This is a genomic window from Phaeodactylibacter sp. (genome assembly GCF_022763345.1).
Lineage (GTDB): Bacteria > Bacteroidota > Bacteroidia > Chitinophagales > Saprospiraceae > Phaeodactylibacter.
On record NZ_JALEGS010000053.1, the window covers coordinates 1 to 14,389 of the forward strand.

The 14,389-nt window shown below is 52.8% G+C and carries 13 protein-coding genes; 10 read left to right on the forward strand and 3 right to left on the reverse strand.

Translation table 11 applies throughout. From position 1 onward, the window contains the following. Positions 1 to 197 precede the first annotated feature (197 nt). The 3 genes from MRY86_RS14770 (at position 198) to pth (ending at position 1,845) form a co-directional block, all read left to right on the forward strand. The gene (locus tag MRY86_RS14770; protein ID WP_293567162.1) at positions 198 to 320 is read left to right on the forward strand and encodes a hypothetical protein; all 123 of its coding nucleotides are present in this window, start codon (positions 198 to 200) and stop codon (positions 318 to 320) included. A gap of 92 nt (positions 321 to 412) precedes the next feature. Then, a complete protein-coding gene (locus MRY86_RS14775) occupies positions 413 to 1,231 on the forward strand; it encodes a 2,3,4,5-tetrahydropyridine-2,6-dicarboxylate N-succinyltransferase (protein ID WP_293567163.1) in 819 nt (272 codons plus the stop codon). Positions 1,232 to 1,284: 53 nt separating this feature from the next. Further along, complete coding sequence (gene pth, locus MRY86_RS14780) at positions 1,285 to 1,845, forward strand: aminoacyl-tRNA hydrolase (RefSeq protein WP_293567164.1); 561 nt, start codon at positions 1,285 to 1,287, stop codon at positions 1,843 to 1,845. A gap of 137 nt (positions 1,846 to 1,982) precedes the next feature. Here pth and MRY86_RS14785 read toward each other — a convergent pair whose 3' ends face one another. After that, a complete protein-coding gene (locus MRY86_RS14785; protein WP_293567165.1) occupies positions 1,983 to 3,026 on the reverse strand; it encodes a WYL domain-containing protein in 1,044 nt (347 codons plus the stop codon). Positions 3,027 to 3,131: 105 nt separating this feature from the next. On the opposite strand from MRY86_RS14785, the gene MRY86_RS14790 reads away from it, so the two are divergent. Next, complete coding sequence (locus MRY86_RS14790; RefSeq protein ID WP_293567166.1) at positions 3,132 to 4,529, forward strand: 3' terminal RNA ribose 2'-O-methyltransferase Hen1; 1,398 nt, start codon at positions 3,132 to 3,134, stop codon at positions 4,527 to 4,529. Positions 4,530 to 4,576: 47 nt separating this feature from the next. Continuing rightward, a complete protein-coding gene (locus MRY86_RS14795; protein WP_293567167.1) occupies positions 4,577 to 7,120 on the forward strand; it encodes a polynucleotide kinase-phosphatase in 2,544 nt (847 codons plus the stop codon). 1 nt (position 7,121) lies between these two features. Here MRY86_RS14795 and MRY86_RS14800 read toward each other — a convergent pair whose 3' ends face one another. Together MRY86_RS14800 and MRY86_RS14805 are read right to left on the reverse strand one after the other, a co-directional pair. Further along, positions 7,122 to 7,355 (reverse strand): ferredoxin, encoded by a 234-nt coding sequence (locus MRY86_RS14800; RefSeq protein ID WP_282784093.1) that lies wholly within the window; start codon positions 7,353 to 7,355, stop codon positions 7,122 to 7,124. Further along, entirely contained in the window at positions 7,336 to 8,586 is a 1,251-nt protein-coding gene (locus MRY86_RS14805) for a peptidase U32 family protein (RefSeq protein ID WP_363325423.1), read from the reverse strand. Before MRY86_RS14805 ends, MRY86_RS14800 begins: the two co-directional genes overlap by 20 nt. Before the next feature lie 159 nt (positions 8,587 to 8,745). Here MRY86_RS14805 and lptC point away from each other — a divergent pair, with 159 nt between their 5' ends. The 5 genes from lptC to MRY86_RS14830 all read left to right on the forward strand — a co-directional run bounded on the left by lptC (position 8,746) and on the right by MRY86_RS14830 (position 14,381). Beyond that, positions 8,746 to 9,303, forward strand: coding sequence for an LPS export ABC transporter periplasmic protein LptC (lptC, locus tag MRY86_RS14810; protein WP_293567169.1), 558 nt, complete (start codon positions 8,746 to 8,748; stop codon positions 9,301 to 9,303). Beyond that, positions 9,303 to 10,565, forward strand: a complete 1,263-nt coding sequence (locus tag MRY86_RS14815) for a hemolysin family protein (protein WP_293567170.1) — start codon at positions 9,303 to 9,305, stop codon at positions 10,563 to 10,565. The genes lptC and MRY86_RS14815 overlap by 1 nt, the downstream gene beginning before the upstream one ends. Positions 10,566 to 10,578: 13 nt before the next feature. Beyond that, positions 10,579 to 11,244: a DUF2461 domain-containing protein gene (locus tag MRY86_RS14820; RefSeq protein WP_293567171.1), complete on the forward strand. Its 666-nt coding sequence runs from the start codon at positions 10,579 to 10,581 to the stop codon at positions 11,242 to 11,244. Positions 11,245 to 11,431: 187 nt separating this feature from the next. Then, positions 11,432 to 12,511: a response regulator gene (locus MRY86_RS14825; protein WP_293567172.1), complete on the forward strand. Its 1,080-nt coding sequence runs from the start codon at positions 11,432 to 11,434 to the stop codon at positions 12,509 to 12,511. A 1-nt stretch (position 12,512) separates the two neighbouring features. Then, a complete protein-coding gene (locus MRY86_RS14830; protein WP_293567173.1) occupies positions 12,513 to 14,381 on the forward strand; it encodes a PAS domain-containing sensor histidine kinase in 1,869 nt (622 codons plus the stop codon). The last annotated feature ends 8 nt before the right edge of the window (positions 14,382 to 14,389 follow it).

The following is a 14,389-nucleotide window of genomic DNA, read 5'->3' on the forward strand; positions in this document are numbered from 1 at the left end:
AGTATCTCGTCGGCAACTTGTTCTAGCTCGCTCGGGGTGGGGGTTGGCTTCTTCATACTTTAAAGATAGCTAACTTGTGCAATTTGTTATACACACTCTAAAATATTTGTTGAGGCCACGTCTGCCAATTTTCGTTATCTTGTCCACACGAAGCAGTTACTTAGGCAGGCTACCTTACGGTAAAATCTTCCAACCGGATGACGGGAGAATACATTCTGGGCTACCCCAATCTCGAGGTGCAGGAAAGCATGTACGAGCATCTGATCGATGAGCTGGCGCATAATCCTGGGCAACCGGACACCGGTCAAACCCTGGATTAACTACGAACCTGGAACATAGCACCTCGAACTAGCCCACTTATAGCGCCCCTCCCCCAATAATTCCTTACCTTTGCGCCCTCAAACATCCCGATATGGATAAACTGCAACACCTCATCAATAGTGCCTGGGAAGACCGCTCCCAGCTTAACGAAAAGCCGGTACAGGAAGCCATTCAGCACGTTATGGCTCAACTCGATAAGGGCAAACTCCGCGTAGCCGAGCCTACCAAGGACGGCGAGTGGAAGGTCAATGAATGGGTCAAAAAAGCGGTGGTGCTTTACTTCCCGCTGGCGCAAATGGAGACCATCGAAGTGGGGCCGTTTGAATTCCACGATAAAATTCCGCTCAAAAAGAACTACAAGGCACAGGGTGTCAGGGTGGTGCCCCATGCTATTGCCCGCTACGGTGCCTACCTGGAAGAAGGCGTCATCATGATGCCCAGCTACGTGAACCTCGGTGCATGGGTAGGCAGCGGCTCTATGGTAGACACCTGGGCTACCGTGGGCTCCTGCGCTCAAATTGGCCGCAATGTACACCTGAGCGGGGGTGTGGGGATCGGCGGTGTTTTGGAACCCCTGCAGGCCACACCGACCATCATTGAAGACAACTGCTTCATCGGCTCGCGCAGTATTGTAGTGGAAGGCGTGCGCGTGGAAAAGGAAGCGGTGCTGGGCGCCAACGTGGTACTCACACAGTCTACCCGCATCATTGATGTGACCGATGAGGAGCCCATGACTTACAAAGGCAGGGTACCCGCTCGTTCGGTCGTTATCCCTGGTACTTATCCCAAGGAATTTCCGGCAGGCACTTATCAGGTGGCTTGCGCGTTGATCATCGGGCAGCGCAAACCGAGTACAGACAAGAAAACGTCTTTAAATGATGCCCTGCGCGAGTTCAATGTAGCCGTTTAATGAACTGGCTATTCGATTTATTCCGGAAAAAAGAGACCATACCTGCGGATCCTATGAAGTATCTGATTGCGGGCCTCGGCAATATTGGGGCGAAATACGACAACACCCGGCACAACATCGGCTTCGACGTAGTGGATGCCCTGGCAGAAAAGCACGGAGGCGAGTGGGCGACTGAAAAGCTGGGCGATGTGGCAACGATCAAGCAGCGGGGGCGCACCTTCGTTTTGCTCAAGCCCTCCACCTACATGAACCGCAGCGGCAAAGCGGTCCACTATTGGATGCAAAAGGAGAAGATTGACAAAAACCGCCTGCTTGTCGTCATGGATGACCTCAACCTCGACTTTGGGAAAATCCGCCTGCGCGGCAAAGGCAGTGACGGCGGGCATAACGGCCTGAAGGATATTGATCAGGTAACGGGAGGAAATAACTACGCCCGACTGCGCATTGGCATTGGGAATGAATTCTCAAAAGGGCGGCAGGTTGACTATGTGCTCGGCGAATGGTCTTCTGAGCAGCAGGATGAACTGCCCAAACTCATCAAGCGGGCCGCAGAAGCCTGTATTGCATTTGGTGCGATTGGGCTACAGCATGCGATGAGCCAGTATAATGGTTGACCTTATTTCGTATGCCATATTGGGGAAGACGCGGTGGTCTTTCCCTGTGCGCTGAGCGGTATGACTTAGACAATAAACCCCCAAACCGTCATACGGCCATTCGAAGAGGAGCCCTATTACGTTTAGTCAAATGCCAATCACTTCCCGCACTCCTTTGCCGGACCATTTTCATCACTGATATACCGCCCGGCCATCCACTTTGCCCGCTGAGCGATACGCTTGCGTAAGCGGTCAGGGGCAAGCACTTCTATACCCTCGCCGTATGCCAGCAGGCGGCTTTCTAGTTCCAGGTTGTGCTGTACTTTAATTTCTACTACTGCACCTTCTTGGTTGCGCTCCAGTACCTGCTGCGAGTGATGCAGAGGCTTAGTCAGCAAGTAGGGTGCATTTTTGCGATTGACCCGGATGCGTACCCGGCGAGGGCGTGTTTTACTTTGAACGGTCACGCCAATCACATCCTGGAAGTAGCTCGACGCATCAAAGTCGGGGGGAACATACCGCTCTTCCGGCCGGGGCAGCAGCTGCTGTATCCGGTCAAGAGCCAGGGTGTAAATCGTACTGCTCGTGTGGCGGCGCCCCAAAACAAACCAGCGGTTGTTGTACTCCTTTAGCAGGCAGGCATGGAAGAGAAAACTGCCGGGCTGCCGCGCTTTGAAAGACTGATACGTTAACTCTACCACCTGCTTTTGGGTGATAGCCCGATAGAGCGGATCCAGAAATTCCAGCCCTTTCAAATCATCATTGCGCTCAAAATCTACCACCGGAAGCGACTGCCTCTGCTGTGCATATACTTGCCCCTCCAGTTTTTGCACTAACCCGCTCAGCTGCTGGAACTGATCAAAGCCCTGAAACTGTTTCAGTACCTGCACTGCCTCCTGCAACTGCTGTAAGCCTTGCTGAGAGATGGGCAGCTGCATGATCGAATAATCCGGGTCCGCATAGGTATAGTACTTGCGCTCTTTCACCACAATGGGGGCGTTATAGCCTAGCTTGTCGCTCCGCATCATCTGAATGTCCCCCTGAATAGTGCGCCGACTGAGTATGCGGTCTACGCCTTCATACTCGTACAGCGCATCGGAACAAGCTTCAATAAGGTCATCTAGCGTCCAACGGCGATGACGGTTCCGAAGACAAGCATCAATGGTCTTATACCGGATAAGGGCGTGGCGGTTTGCAGGCATAGCAGCAGTTATTGTTGAAAAATCTTCAGAAAAGTACAGCTTTCTTTCGACTGCGCAAATAAGCTGCGCACTTTGGGTTTTCCTTTGTAAAAAGAAATCAAGCTTATGATACTCAGCATAACCAATCACCAGCCCGATGCCCGTCAACTGGGCTTTCTGCTCGGCAAACACCCCGACCGGGTGCAGGCTAAAGAGCTGCCTTTCGGCAAAGCGCAGGTGTTTTTTCCGGAAGCCACAGCAGAACGTTGCACAGCCGCCCTTTGGTTGGACATCAATCCGGTGGCGCTAACCCGCTCCCGGGGCAAAAGTTATGCCGCCTCTTTCCAGTTGTCGCACTACGTCAACGACCGCCCCTACACCGCCTCTTCTTTTTTATCTGTGGCCCTGTCCAAAGTATACGGCAGTGCGCTCAATGGCAATTGCAGTGCTCACCCGGAGCTCCCAGGACAGCCGCTACCTCTGGAAGCCAGCCTCTCGGCCGTACGCGCTTCCGGAGGCGAGGCACAGATACGCCGGTATTTTGAACCGCTGGGCTACAAGGTCAAAGCCATTGGCACTCCGCTGGACCCACAATTCCCCGAATGGGGAGAAAGCCCCTACTTCCAGGTTAGGCTATCTCACTCCATCCGGCTGCAGGAGCTTTTGCAGCACCTCTACGTGCTTATTCCTGCGCTTGACAACAACAAGCATTACTACGTAGGCGAACAGGAAGTCGAAAAGCTGCTGGACAAAGGCGAAGGTTGGCTGGAGTCGCACCCGGAAGCTACTGCTATTTCCCGGCGCTACCTGAAAAAGCAGCGTGCCCTGGCCCGTCAGGCCATGGAAAAACTCCGTCCGGTGGAAGAACCAACGGATACTCCGGAGGATCAGAAAGAGAAGGAAACTGAGCTGGAAGCTCCGCTCAAGCTGCATGAACAACGCCACGAGCGGGTAGTGGAAACCCTCAGGCAACTGGATGTGCGCAGCGTACTTGACTTGGGGTGTAGCTCTGGTAAATTGCTACGCCGCCTGCTGATGGAACGCTTTCCGGAGCGCATCACCGGCATGGATGTAAGCCTGCGGGCGCTTGAGGTGGCCAAAAAGCGGCTCAATTGGGAAACGATGGGACCAAAGAAGCGAGAGCGACTTCAACTGTTGCACGGCTCTCTTACCTACCGTGACCGACGGCTGGAAGGGTACGATGCTGCGGTAGCAGTAGAAGTTATTGAGCATTTTGACCCGCCCCGGCTCACTGCATTTGAACGTGCTGTATTCGAGTACGCCAGGCCGGAAGTGGTGCTCATCACGACTCCCAACCGGGAATACAATAAGCTCTTTGAGAATATGCCGGAAGGGCAGTTGCGGCATCCTGATCACCGATTCGAGTGGACCCGGGAGGAATTCAAAGCATGGGCCAGGCGCATGTCTGATGCTTATGGCTATGCCTGTGAGCTGCAAGGCATCGGCCCGGAGCACAAGACGCTCGGTGCCCCATCTCAACTGGCTGTATTTAAAAAATCCTAACATCCGGCGGGCAGTTCAAATGCTGCTCGGCCTAAATTCCTGAAATCATGACTATTGAAATACCAGAGCTGTGCCTTGTCATCCTTTTGGGCAGCAGCAGTGCCGGCAAATCTACTTTTGCCAAAAGGCACTTTCAGCCCACGGAAGTAGTCAGCTCAGACGCTTGCCGGGCTATGGTAGCTGATGACGAAACCGCAAAAAATGCGAATTCGGATGCCTTTGACCTGGTGCACTTTATAGTAGAAAAACGCCTGAAGCGCGGCTTGCTGACGGTGGTAGACGCAACTAACCTACAGCCGGAAGGCCGGAGCAAGCTTGTGGCTATTGCCCAGCGCTACCATGTGTTTGCAATAGCTATAGCCCTCAACGTACCAGAAGCCGTACTGCTTGAGCGCAATGCTGCCGGTCGCCAATTGCCCGCCCGGGTCATCCGAAACCATCATCGGGATTTGAAGCGGAGCATGCGCAAGCTGAAGAAAGAAGGCATCCGTAAATGGTACGAACTGAAAGAAACCAGCACCATCGATGCCGCCCAGGTGCTGCGCAAGCCGGTCTGGAACAATAAGAAACACCTCCACGGCCCCTTTGACCTCATCGGAGATGTGCACGGTTGCTACACCGAACTCCGGGAGTTGCTGACCAAGCTAGGCTACCGGATTACCCAGCATCGCGACCGCAATAGAGGTCACTATGGGTATACGGTTAAAGCACCGGAAGGCAGAACTGCAGTCTTTGTCGGCGACCTGGTAGACCGTGGCCCAGCTTCCAATGAAGTACTGCGCCTGGTTATGTCTATGCACGAAAGCGGAGCGGCACTCTGCGTAGCCGGCAACCACGATGACAAACTGCAGCGAAAACTGGATGGCCGGCAGGTACAACTAAAGCATGGCCTGGCGGAAACGATGGATCAATTGGCCTCCGAGCCACCAGCCTTTATTGCTGCTGCCCGAACGTTTCTGCGGGGACTAATTAGCCACTACGTCCTTGATGATGGGAAACTGGTCGTGGCGCATGCCGGCCTTCGGGAGGAGATGCACGGCCGAACCTCCAAAACAGTCCGTGCCTTCTGCCTATATGGCGAAACTACTGGAGAAACCGATGAATTTGGGTTGCCGGTACGCTATGAATGGGCAAGGGAATACCGTGGTGAAGCGGTGGTCGTATTCGGCCATACGCCTGTGCCGCGGGCAGTGTGGCTGAATAATACCATAAATATTGATACAGGCTGCGTGTTTGGGCACGAACTGACCGCATTGCGCTACCCCGAACGCAAGGTTTGCAGCGTACCCGCCCGTGAGCAATATGCCAAGCCTGCTCGGCCGATGCATGAACTCTCAGAAGCAGAGGAAGCGCCACTGCCCAGCTTGCAGGACTTCATGGGGCGCCGCAGCCTGCACACTAAGCTCCGCGACCATATCACCATCAGGGAAGAAAATGGGCTGGCCGCACTGGAAACTATGAGCCGATTTGCCGTCAATCCCCGCTGGCTGGTCTATTTGCCGCCCACCATGTCACCTTCAGAAACAAGCCATAGAGAAGGCTTTCTGGAACACCCTGATGAGGCAATGGATTACTATCGTAAAAACGGAGTTGGCCGGGTGATCTGCCAAGAAAAACACATGGGGTCAAGGGCCATTGTGGTGATTGGTAAGGATGAAGGAGTGATTGCCCGACGCTTCGGGATAAAAGGAGAAGGCACAGGCTGTATCTACACGCGCACCGGCCGGGCATTCTTCAAGGAGAAGGCCACGGAACAGGCCCTGCTGGAGCGGCTGAATGCTGCCTTGGAAAAGGCTGGTCTTTGGCAGGAACTGAATACGGATTGGCTGGTTTTGGATTGCGAATTGATGCCCTGGTCTGCCAAGGCGCAGCAACTGCTGAAAGAGCAATACGCCGCAGTCGGCGCTGCTGGAACCCAGGCGCTGTTAAGCCTGAAACCATTCCTCCGTCAAGCCGTTGAGCGTGGGTTGCCAGTAGAAAAGCTCGAAGCAGCCGTAGCAGAGAAGGCAGCGCAGGTTGAAAAATTTCGCATAGCGTACCGCTCCTACTGCTGGACGGTAGACTCGCTAGAGGACTATCGCCTGGCACCTTTCCACATCATGGCAGGAGCAGAACATGTCTATACCGACCAGCCCCACAGCTGGCACATGGAGACCCTGGGCCGCCTTGCCGATTCAGATTCGGTTTTGCATCCTACCGCTTACCGGATCGTCAACTTAGAGGAGACCACTGAACGCAAAGCTGCCACAGAGTGGTGGCTGGACCTGACAGAAAAAGGAGGAGAGGGCATGGTGATCAAGCCACTGGATTTTCTTGCTTACGGCAAAAACGGCCTGCTGCAGCCGGCGGTAAAGTGCCGGGGGCGAGAGTACCTTCGCATCATCTATGGCCCAGCATACACTGACCCGGAAAAACTTGCAGAACTTCGGAAGCGAGGCCTGGCCCACAAACGGTCAATGGCGCTGCGGGAACTAGCCTTGGGTATCGAAGGGCTGGAACGCTTTGTGCACCATGAGCCATTCAACCGGATACACGAGTGTGCACTGGGTGTACTCGCCCTGGAAAGCGAGCCAGTAGACCCGAGACTGTAGCCTATACTTCTTTAAGCCGAATAATCTTCACCGGGCAGTTGTCGGCAGCGCGGGCATTGGCATCGTACTCCAGCCAATTGACTTCCTTGAGGTAGTACTGCCCCCGCTGCCGGCTCTTTCGCAGGTAGCTTTTGCCATCTGTCTTGGAGATGACCCAGTGCTCGGGCGCGGCTTCCACGCAGGCATTGCAGCCAATACATTTGTGCCGCAGAAAACTAATTTGTATTTGGCTCAACTTTGTACAATTTATCGGATGGGCGGATTTTCTCACCCACCGGCATGGAGAAATGTACGCCCCGTCTGTTGATCGCTTCCACCGGTTGTTCCTCCAGGTGCAGGGAAGTAACTTTGGTGCGCAGGTAGCCGGTCGTAGGACCGGTGATGATGACCTCATCGCCCAGGCGCAGGCCGCCCGACTGCAATTTGAACTCGCCTATGCCGATGCCGCTAAAGTATTTGATGCCCGTGCCCAGGAAGACTTTCCGCTCTTTAGCCACGGAGCCTGGTGCATCCGTCCATTCGCCCATTTTCTGCCCCAGGTAGTAGCCGCCCCAGAAGCCCCGGTTGTAGACCTGTTCCAGGCGTTCCATCCATGCATCCACCCTGGTACTGCTGAAGGTGCCGTCCTGTATCGCATCCAGGGCCTCGCGGTAGCAGCGAGTCACTTCGTATACGTATTCCGGGCCTTTGCTGCGGCCTTCTATTTTGAAAACGCCCACTCCAGCCACTACCAACTTGTCGAGGAAGCCGATGGTATTCAGGTCTTTGGGCGACATGATGTATTCGTTGTCGATCAGCAGCTCGTGCCCCTCTTCGTCCTTTACAGTATACGTACGGCGGCAGTTTTGCTTGCAGGCACCCCGGTTGGCGGAAGAGTTGTGGGTGTGAAGGCTGAGGTAGCATTTGCCGGAAACGGCCATGCAGAGCGCACCATGCACAAAGGCTTCGATTTGTACCGGTTTCCCGGAAGGGCCACAGATATTTTGCTGCTCAACAGCCCGGCAGATGTAGGCTACCTGAGAAAGGGTAAGTTCCCGGGAGAGCACCATGACCTCTGCAAAATGCGCGTAGAACTTCACCGCTTCCACATTGGTGATATTCGCCTGAGTGGACAGATGAACATCCACGCCCTGCTCGCGGGCATACTGCATTACGCCGGGTTCCATAGCGATGACAGCGTCAATCTGATGCTCGGCTGCGGCAGCTACGATACGGCGCATCATTGGCAGATCGTGATCGTAGAGCACCGTATTGAGCGTGATGTAGGAACGTACTCCGGCAGCCTGGCAAAGGCGGCTCACCTCCGGAAGGTCGTCCAGCGTAAAGTTGTTGGCAGAGCGGGCACGCATGTTCAGCTGCTCCACCCCAAAGTAAACCGCATCTGCGCCGGCGTCTATCGCAGCAGTCAAGCTGTCAAAAGCCCCAGCCGGGGCCAGCAATTCCAATCTTTGCATTTTCAGTAGCATTTTCAGCCTGCAAAGATCGGGGGAAACGGCCGGACAGCAGGTGACATTTGTCATACGCGCCATGTCGATATTAACCTTGTATTAAGCAACTAGCGGGCTCTAAATCTGTATCATGAAGCAGAAGCTCCTATATTTGTATTATGATATCAAATCGCACTTATGATTAGAGCCTTTTGGGTAAGTATGTTTTTGTTGCTTGCAGCGAGTTGTAAGAACGACCTTTCGGAAATTGAAGCGCTTAACGAGCAGCTGCGCGTGGATGTGGAAACAGCAAAGGAAGTGGAAATTCTGTACAGCGATTCGGCACAGGTAAGGGTGCGGGTCACCGGGCCTACCATGCTCTACCACCTCGACCGGTCAGAGCCGGAGCAGGAATTCCCGGATGGGGTCAATGTGGAGTTTTTCGGGCCGGACGGTGAGGTCACCAGCCAGCTAACGGCACTGTACGGGCTGCGCCGACAGAATAAGAAAGAAGTAGTGGTGCGCGACAGCGTGGTCTGGAAGAGTGTGGAAGGGGATACCCTGGAAACCGAAGAACTCTTCTGGGACGAACGCCGGGAAAAAATCTACTCCAACAAGTTCGTGGTCATCACCCGGCCTGATGAGGTCATCTATGGCCATGGTTTTGAGGCCGACCAGGACTTTTCCTACTCCCGCATTAACGCCATCGAGGGCCGCATAAAAGTAGACAATCCCGATAAACAAGATAACCCATAATGCTGATTGGCCTAATCATATTATCTCTGGTGCTCTCCGCGCTGTTCTCCGGTACGGAAATCGCCTTTGTCTCAGCCAACAAGCTAAGGGTAGAGATCAAGAAAAAGAAAAGTGCCCGCCGGGGCAGCATTATCTCTGGTTTTTACAATGACCCGGCCAGTTTTCTCGGCACTATGCTCGTAGGCAACAACATCGCCCTCGTGCTTTTCACCACGCTCATGACCAAGCTCATAGAGCCCTACTTTTTGGAGTGGATGCCCTTTCTGTCGGAACAGCCACTGGCCCTGCTCCTGCTGGAAACCCTCGTCATCACCATCGTCGTGCTCATTTTTGGGGAGTTCCTGCCCAAAACCCTCTTCCGCCTTTTTGCCGATCAGGTGCTTTACTTTCTGGCGGTGCCCCTGCAACTGCTCAAATGGATCCTGCTGGCGCCCTCCTGGCTCATGACCAAGCTGTCTAATCAGCTGCTGCGCCTGCTGCGCACGCCGGTGGAACAGGTCGATAACGCCTTCACCCGCCTGGACCTGGAGCACTTTATCCAAGGCACTCAGGGAGATGAGGAAGAGGATATCGACCGGGAACTCTTTGGCAAAGCCCTTAACCTGAGGGGCGTACGGGTGCGGGAGTGCATGATCCCAAGGCCCGAGATTGAAAACATTGACGTAACGGCTACGGTAGAGGACCTGGAACAGCTCTTTCGGGAAACCAAGCTCTCGCGCATCATCATTACCAATCAGGATATCGACAACGTGCTGGGGTATGTCCACCATCAGCAACTGCTCAAACGGCCCAAAACTATCAGCCGGGAGATTATGGACTTGCCCTATGTACCCGAAGCCATGCCTGTGGCGGACCTGCTGAGCCGCTTTATCCGCGACCGCATCAACATAGCGATGGTAGTAGACGAATTCGGGGGTATTTCCGGGCTCATCACCATGGAAGACATCCTGGAAGAGCTCTTTGGGGAGATTGAAGATGAGCACGATCAGGAAGAGCATGTAGAGCGCGTCATCGAGGAAGGGCAGGAGTACATCTTCTCCGGCCGCCTGGAGGTCGACTACCTCAATGAAAAGTACGATCTGGATTTACCGGAAGGCGAATACCACACCCTGTCCGGCTACATCGTCACCCAGACCGGCACCATCCCCGAGCAAAACGACGAGCTGGTTTTTGGCGGGTATAAATTTGTGCTGGAGCTGGTCAGCGACACTAAAATCGAAACCATCCGTATGATCAAAAAAGAACCTTTATCTTTGGAATAAAATGAGTACCGCCATGATCACCCCGCCTACTTTTGACTTCCTCCGCGACCTGAAAGCCAACAACAACCGCGACTGGTTTACTGAACATAAGCCCCGCTACCAGGCAGCTCACAAAGCGTTCAAGGCTTTCGCCAATGTACTGCTGGATGAAGTGTCCCACCACGACGAAATTGAAAACCTCAAGCTCTTCCGTATTTACCGCGATGTGCGCTTTTCCAAAGACAAATCGCCCTACAAGCCCCACTTCAGCGGAAGCATGATACGGGCGACCAAGTGGCGGCGCGGCGGTTACTACTTTCACCTTTCACCCGGCAGTTCCTTTGCCGGTGGTGGGTTTTGGGACCCCAATACGGATGATCTGAAGCGGATCCGGACAGAAATTGCCAACCACCCCGAAGAAATGCGCGAAGTCCTTCAGCACCCGGAGCTCCAACAATACTTTGACGGGCTGGAAGGCGATCAGGTGAAGACCGCGCCCCGCGGCTTCACCAAGGACCACCCGGCCATCGACCTGCTGCGCTACAAACAGTTTTTACTGACCCACCCCTTCACCGATGAGGAAGTGCTCGCCCCGGACTTTGCGCAACAGCTGAGCCGGGTTTTTCAGGCGATGCGCCCGTTCTTCGATTATATGAGCGAGGTACTGACGACGGATGAGAATGGGGTGCCTATCGAATAGGCATACTGATACATTGTTAAACCTATTTTGCCATTTCTTTCTGCTTTTGTATCTTTGATATCTCGACTCCCGAACAGCCTAACCTAACTCCTCCCCGATTATCCAATGAGCTGTATTTACAGTAAGGTGCCACAATCCGCTGTGTGTGCTCTACTTGTATTGTTCCTAATTAATATGCACAATTTCTATGGAAGGAAAAGACAAAATCCTGATTGTAGAGGATGAAACCTCTATACGGGAAACCCTCGAAGATTTAATGCTCGCCCGGGGCTACGAGTATGTCAGTTTTGACAACTCCGAAGATGCCTACCTGTATCTGATGAATAACGATGACATTGACCTGGTGCTCAGTGATATCATGCTGCCGGGCCGTAGCGGGCTCGACATGCTGGACAGTATCCGCAGCCGGGCTAAGTTTGAACTTACACCGGTGATTTTGCTCACAGCAAAGGTGGAGGAGGAAGACGTCCGGCTGGGTATTCAGAAAGGCGCCGATGACTACATCCGCAAGCCCTTCAAGACCAAACACCTGTACGCGGCAATTGCCACTCAGCTGGAACGGTATAAAAAGCTTAGGACTTCTCAGCAGCGTATTAAGGACACCGTAGATGTACAGGACGAGCTGCTGGAAAGCATCGCTGTCATTAACAGCCACTGGGTGCGGGCTCCACTGACGAACATCTTTGCCCTCCTCAATATGGCCGAAGAACAGGGACACCCGGTGGGGGACAAAGAACTCCGATACATGCGGGCTCAACTGGAGACCCTGGACGAAATGCTCAAGGCCGTGGCCGCTCAGGTGAATGGTTACCGGGCAAGTGGCAGTTTCCGGTTCAGGGATTTCCGGCTCCCTTCTCAGCAATCGGATATCATTGCTGTGGATGATGATTCGATGCAACTGACCTTTTTGAAATTCCTGTTTAGAAAGCACCTGCCGGAAGCCACGCTCACCTGCTACACTTCACCCGAAGAAGCACTGGAGCAGATCGTTTCCCGCGAAACCCCGCCCGACCTGCTGATTACCGACCTGCAAATGAGTCCGATGAACGGTTTTGACCTGGTGGACCAGCTGCTTGAAAAAGAAATCCGGCTGCCCGTTTTTATACTCACCAGCAGTATGCATGCTACGGATATTGAGAAAGCCATGCACTACAATAACATCTATCAGTTTTTGCAAAAACCCATTGATGGCCAAAAGTTAAAGCAGATCTTTACTTCTTCCGCTGACCGAAGTGGAATTATTGCAGGCCAAAAATACTGTAGCTGATTTGTCCGCCTGGCTGAAACTTTTTGATGATAGCGTACAGCAGTGGTTGCAACAGCATTTGGAAAAGGAAATCAAAGAAGCGTGCAGTTTTCCCATTCCAAAGAATCTCCCTGAGCTTGCCGGTACCGATTTACTGCTGAGCGAACTTAAACTCCTCCCCACGCCTGTGGCAGAGGAGGCGTACACTGTAGTGTGTTGCAAAACCTGCCATCAGCCAGACAACATAAATGCAACGTCTGTAAAGCCTAATCAGTTTCTTCAGAAATTCGACCTTGCCGGTTTGATTGATAATGCATTATCTGGCGTTTGGTATTCTAACTTGACAGACAGCACCTCATTCTCAACCGATGGTATTAATAAAGTCCGGGGCTATAAAGATGCCAAGAGTACTATCTCATGGCAAAAAACCATTTTGCCAGAAGACATTGAAAAAGTTAGCCATTTCTTTGATCAGTGCCTGAATGCTCCACCAAATACAGCTTCAAAAGCCATACTCCGGCATCGGCACAGAGATGGCCACATCATTCATCTTATGGTGATGGGCCAAAAAGTTGAAGCTTCAGAAGGCAAATCCATTGAACTATTCGGTATTTGGGTTGATGTTACAGAACAGGAACAACTACGGAAACAACTGGAAGCTGCTCTTTGGGCTCAGAAAGCTCAAAGCGAATACCTGAAACGCCTTCTGAACGGCCTTCCTGAGATTACCCTTGTTGCCAACCGGCAAACAGGCAAAATTACCGACTGCAATGCAGCAGTGTTCTATAAGCTGGGTTATACCAAAGCGGAAGTAATCGGACAGCAGCACACGTTTGCCTACCTTCCTGAGTACCGCGCCGCGGCAGACAAAGCTTTCGATGATGGGGTAGTTCCCCCTGCCGATGTCGTTGTCCATTTAATGAAAAAAGATGGCAGCCAATTGCCTACCCGCCTCTCACATACAGAAGCCGAACTCAATGGCCAACCGGTACTAATAGGCACCTTCACAGACCTGACAGAAGTAGAAGCGGCTAAAGAACGACTTAAAAATAACGAAGCGCTATACCGGCAACTGATCCAAAACTCAAACGAGTACATTGCCATAATGGACCATGACTTTGTAGTGGAGTGGATTTCTCAAAATTTCGCCGATTTATTAGGCTTCCCCGTGGAGGAGCTCATTGGAAAAAAGCTAAACACCTTCATCCCCCCGGAAGAACAGGTACGGTTGACCGCCATTTTTAAAGCCGCATTTGAGCGGGGCGACAATGTAATAGCTTATGAAACAAGGGTTCGTACCTCTTCCGGCAACTACGTTTGGATGAAAGGCCGGTATGTATTCCTCACCAATGAAAGTGGTGTGCCAAAAATTTATTCCTACCGGCAGGATATCAGCAGAGAAAAAGAGATTCAGCAGAAGCAACAGGAAATGACGAGGCTTAAAAATGAGTTTGTGTCCATGACCAGCCATCAGCTACGTACACCAATGGTCGTTTTTGCTTCCAACCTTGAACTGTTGGAAGCGCTGATACCCGATGAGCAAACCGCAGTCCGGCGCATCCTGAAACGTATGAACACCGAGTCTGACCGAATGGTGCACCTGTTGGATGAGGTGCTGCTGCTCAGCCGTCTGGAAAGTGGAAAACTGGAAGCGGCGAAGCACAAAACGTACAACCTTGTTGAACTTATACGTACGTTTTGTAGGGACGGAGTTTGTAGTGTCGCCAACGTACAAACAGACCTGCCAGGCGACCCCATATGGGTCAGTGTTGACAAAGATCAGTTTGAGCATATCCTCATAAATCTCCTTAACAATGCCATCAAATATACCCCCCCGATCGGCCAAAGCCGGTTGTATCGCTTTGCAGTGCCACTGACCATGTTGTACTGACCATTAAA

What these genes read in the sequence shown, in the direction of transcription:
- MRY86_RS14770 (WP_293567162.1), top strand. Translation starts at nt 198, where the DNA reads ATGACGGGAGAATACATTCTGGGCTACCCCAATCTCGAGGTGCAGGAA.
- MRY86_RS14775 (WP_293567163.1), top strand. Translation starts at nt 413, where the DNA reads ATGGATAAACTGCAACACCTCATCAATAGTGCCTGGGAAGACCGCTCC.
- pth (WP_293567164.1), top strand. Translation starts at nt 1,285, where the DNA reads ATGAAGTATCTGATTGCGGGCCTCGGCAATATTGGGGCGAAATACGAC.
- MRY86_RS14785 (WP_293567165.1), bottom strand. Translation starts at nt 3,026, where the DNA reads ATGCCTGCAAACCGCCACGCCCTTATCCGGTATAAGACCATTGATGCT.
- MRY86_RS14790 (WP_293567166.1), top strand. Translation starts at nt 3,132, where the DNA reads ATGATACTCAGCATAACCAATCACCAGCCCGATGCCCGTCAACTGGGC.
- MRY86_RS14795 (WP_293567167.1), top strand. Translation starts at nt 4,577, where the DNA reads ATGACTATTGAAATACCAGAGCTGTGCCTTGTCATCCTTTTGGGCAGC.
- MRY86_RS14805 (WP_363325423.1), bottom strand. Translation starts at nt 8,586, where the DNA reads ATGCTACTGAAAATGCAAAGATTGGAATTGCTGGCCCCGGCTGGGGCT.
- lptC (WP_293567169.1), top strand. Translation starts at nt 8,746, where the DNA reads ATGATTAGAGCCTTTTGGGTAAGTATGTTTTTGTTGCTTGCAGCGAGT.
- MRY86_RS14815 (WP_293567170.1), top strand. Translation starts at nt 9,303, where the DNA reads ATGCTGATTGGCCTAATCATATTATCTCTGGTGCTCTCCGCGCTGTTC.
- MRY86_RS14820 (WP_293567171.1), top strand. Translation starts at nt 10,579, where the DNA reads ATGATCACCCCGCCTACTTTTGACTTCCTCCGCGACCTGAAAGCCAAC.
- MRY86_RS14825 (WP_293567172.1), top strand. Translation starts at nt 11,432, where the DNA reads ATGGAAGGAAAAGACAAAATCCTGATTGTAGAGGATGAAACCTCTATA.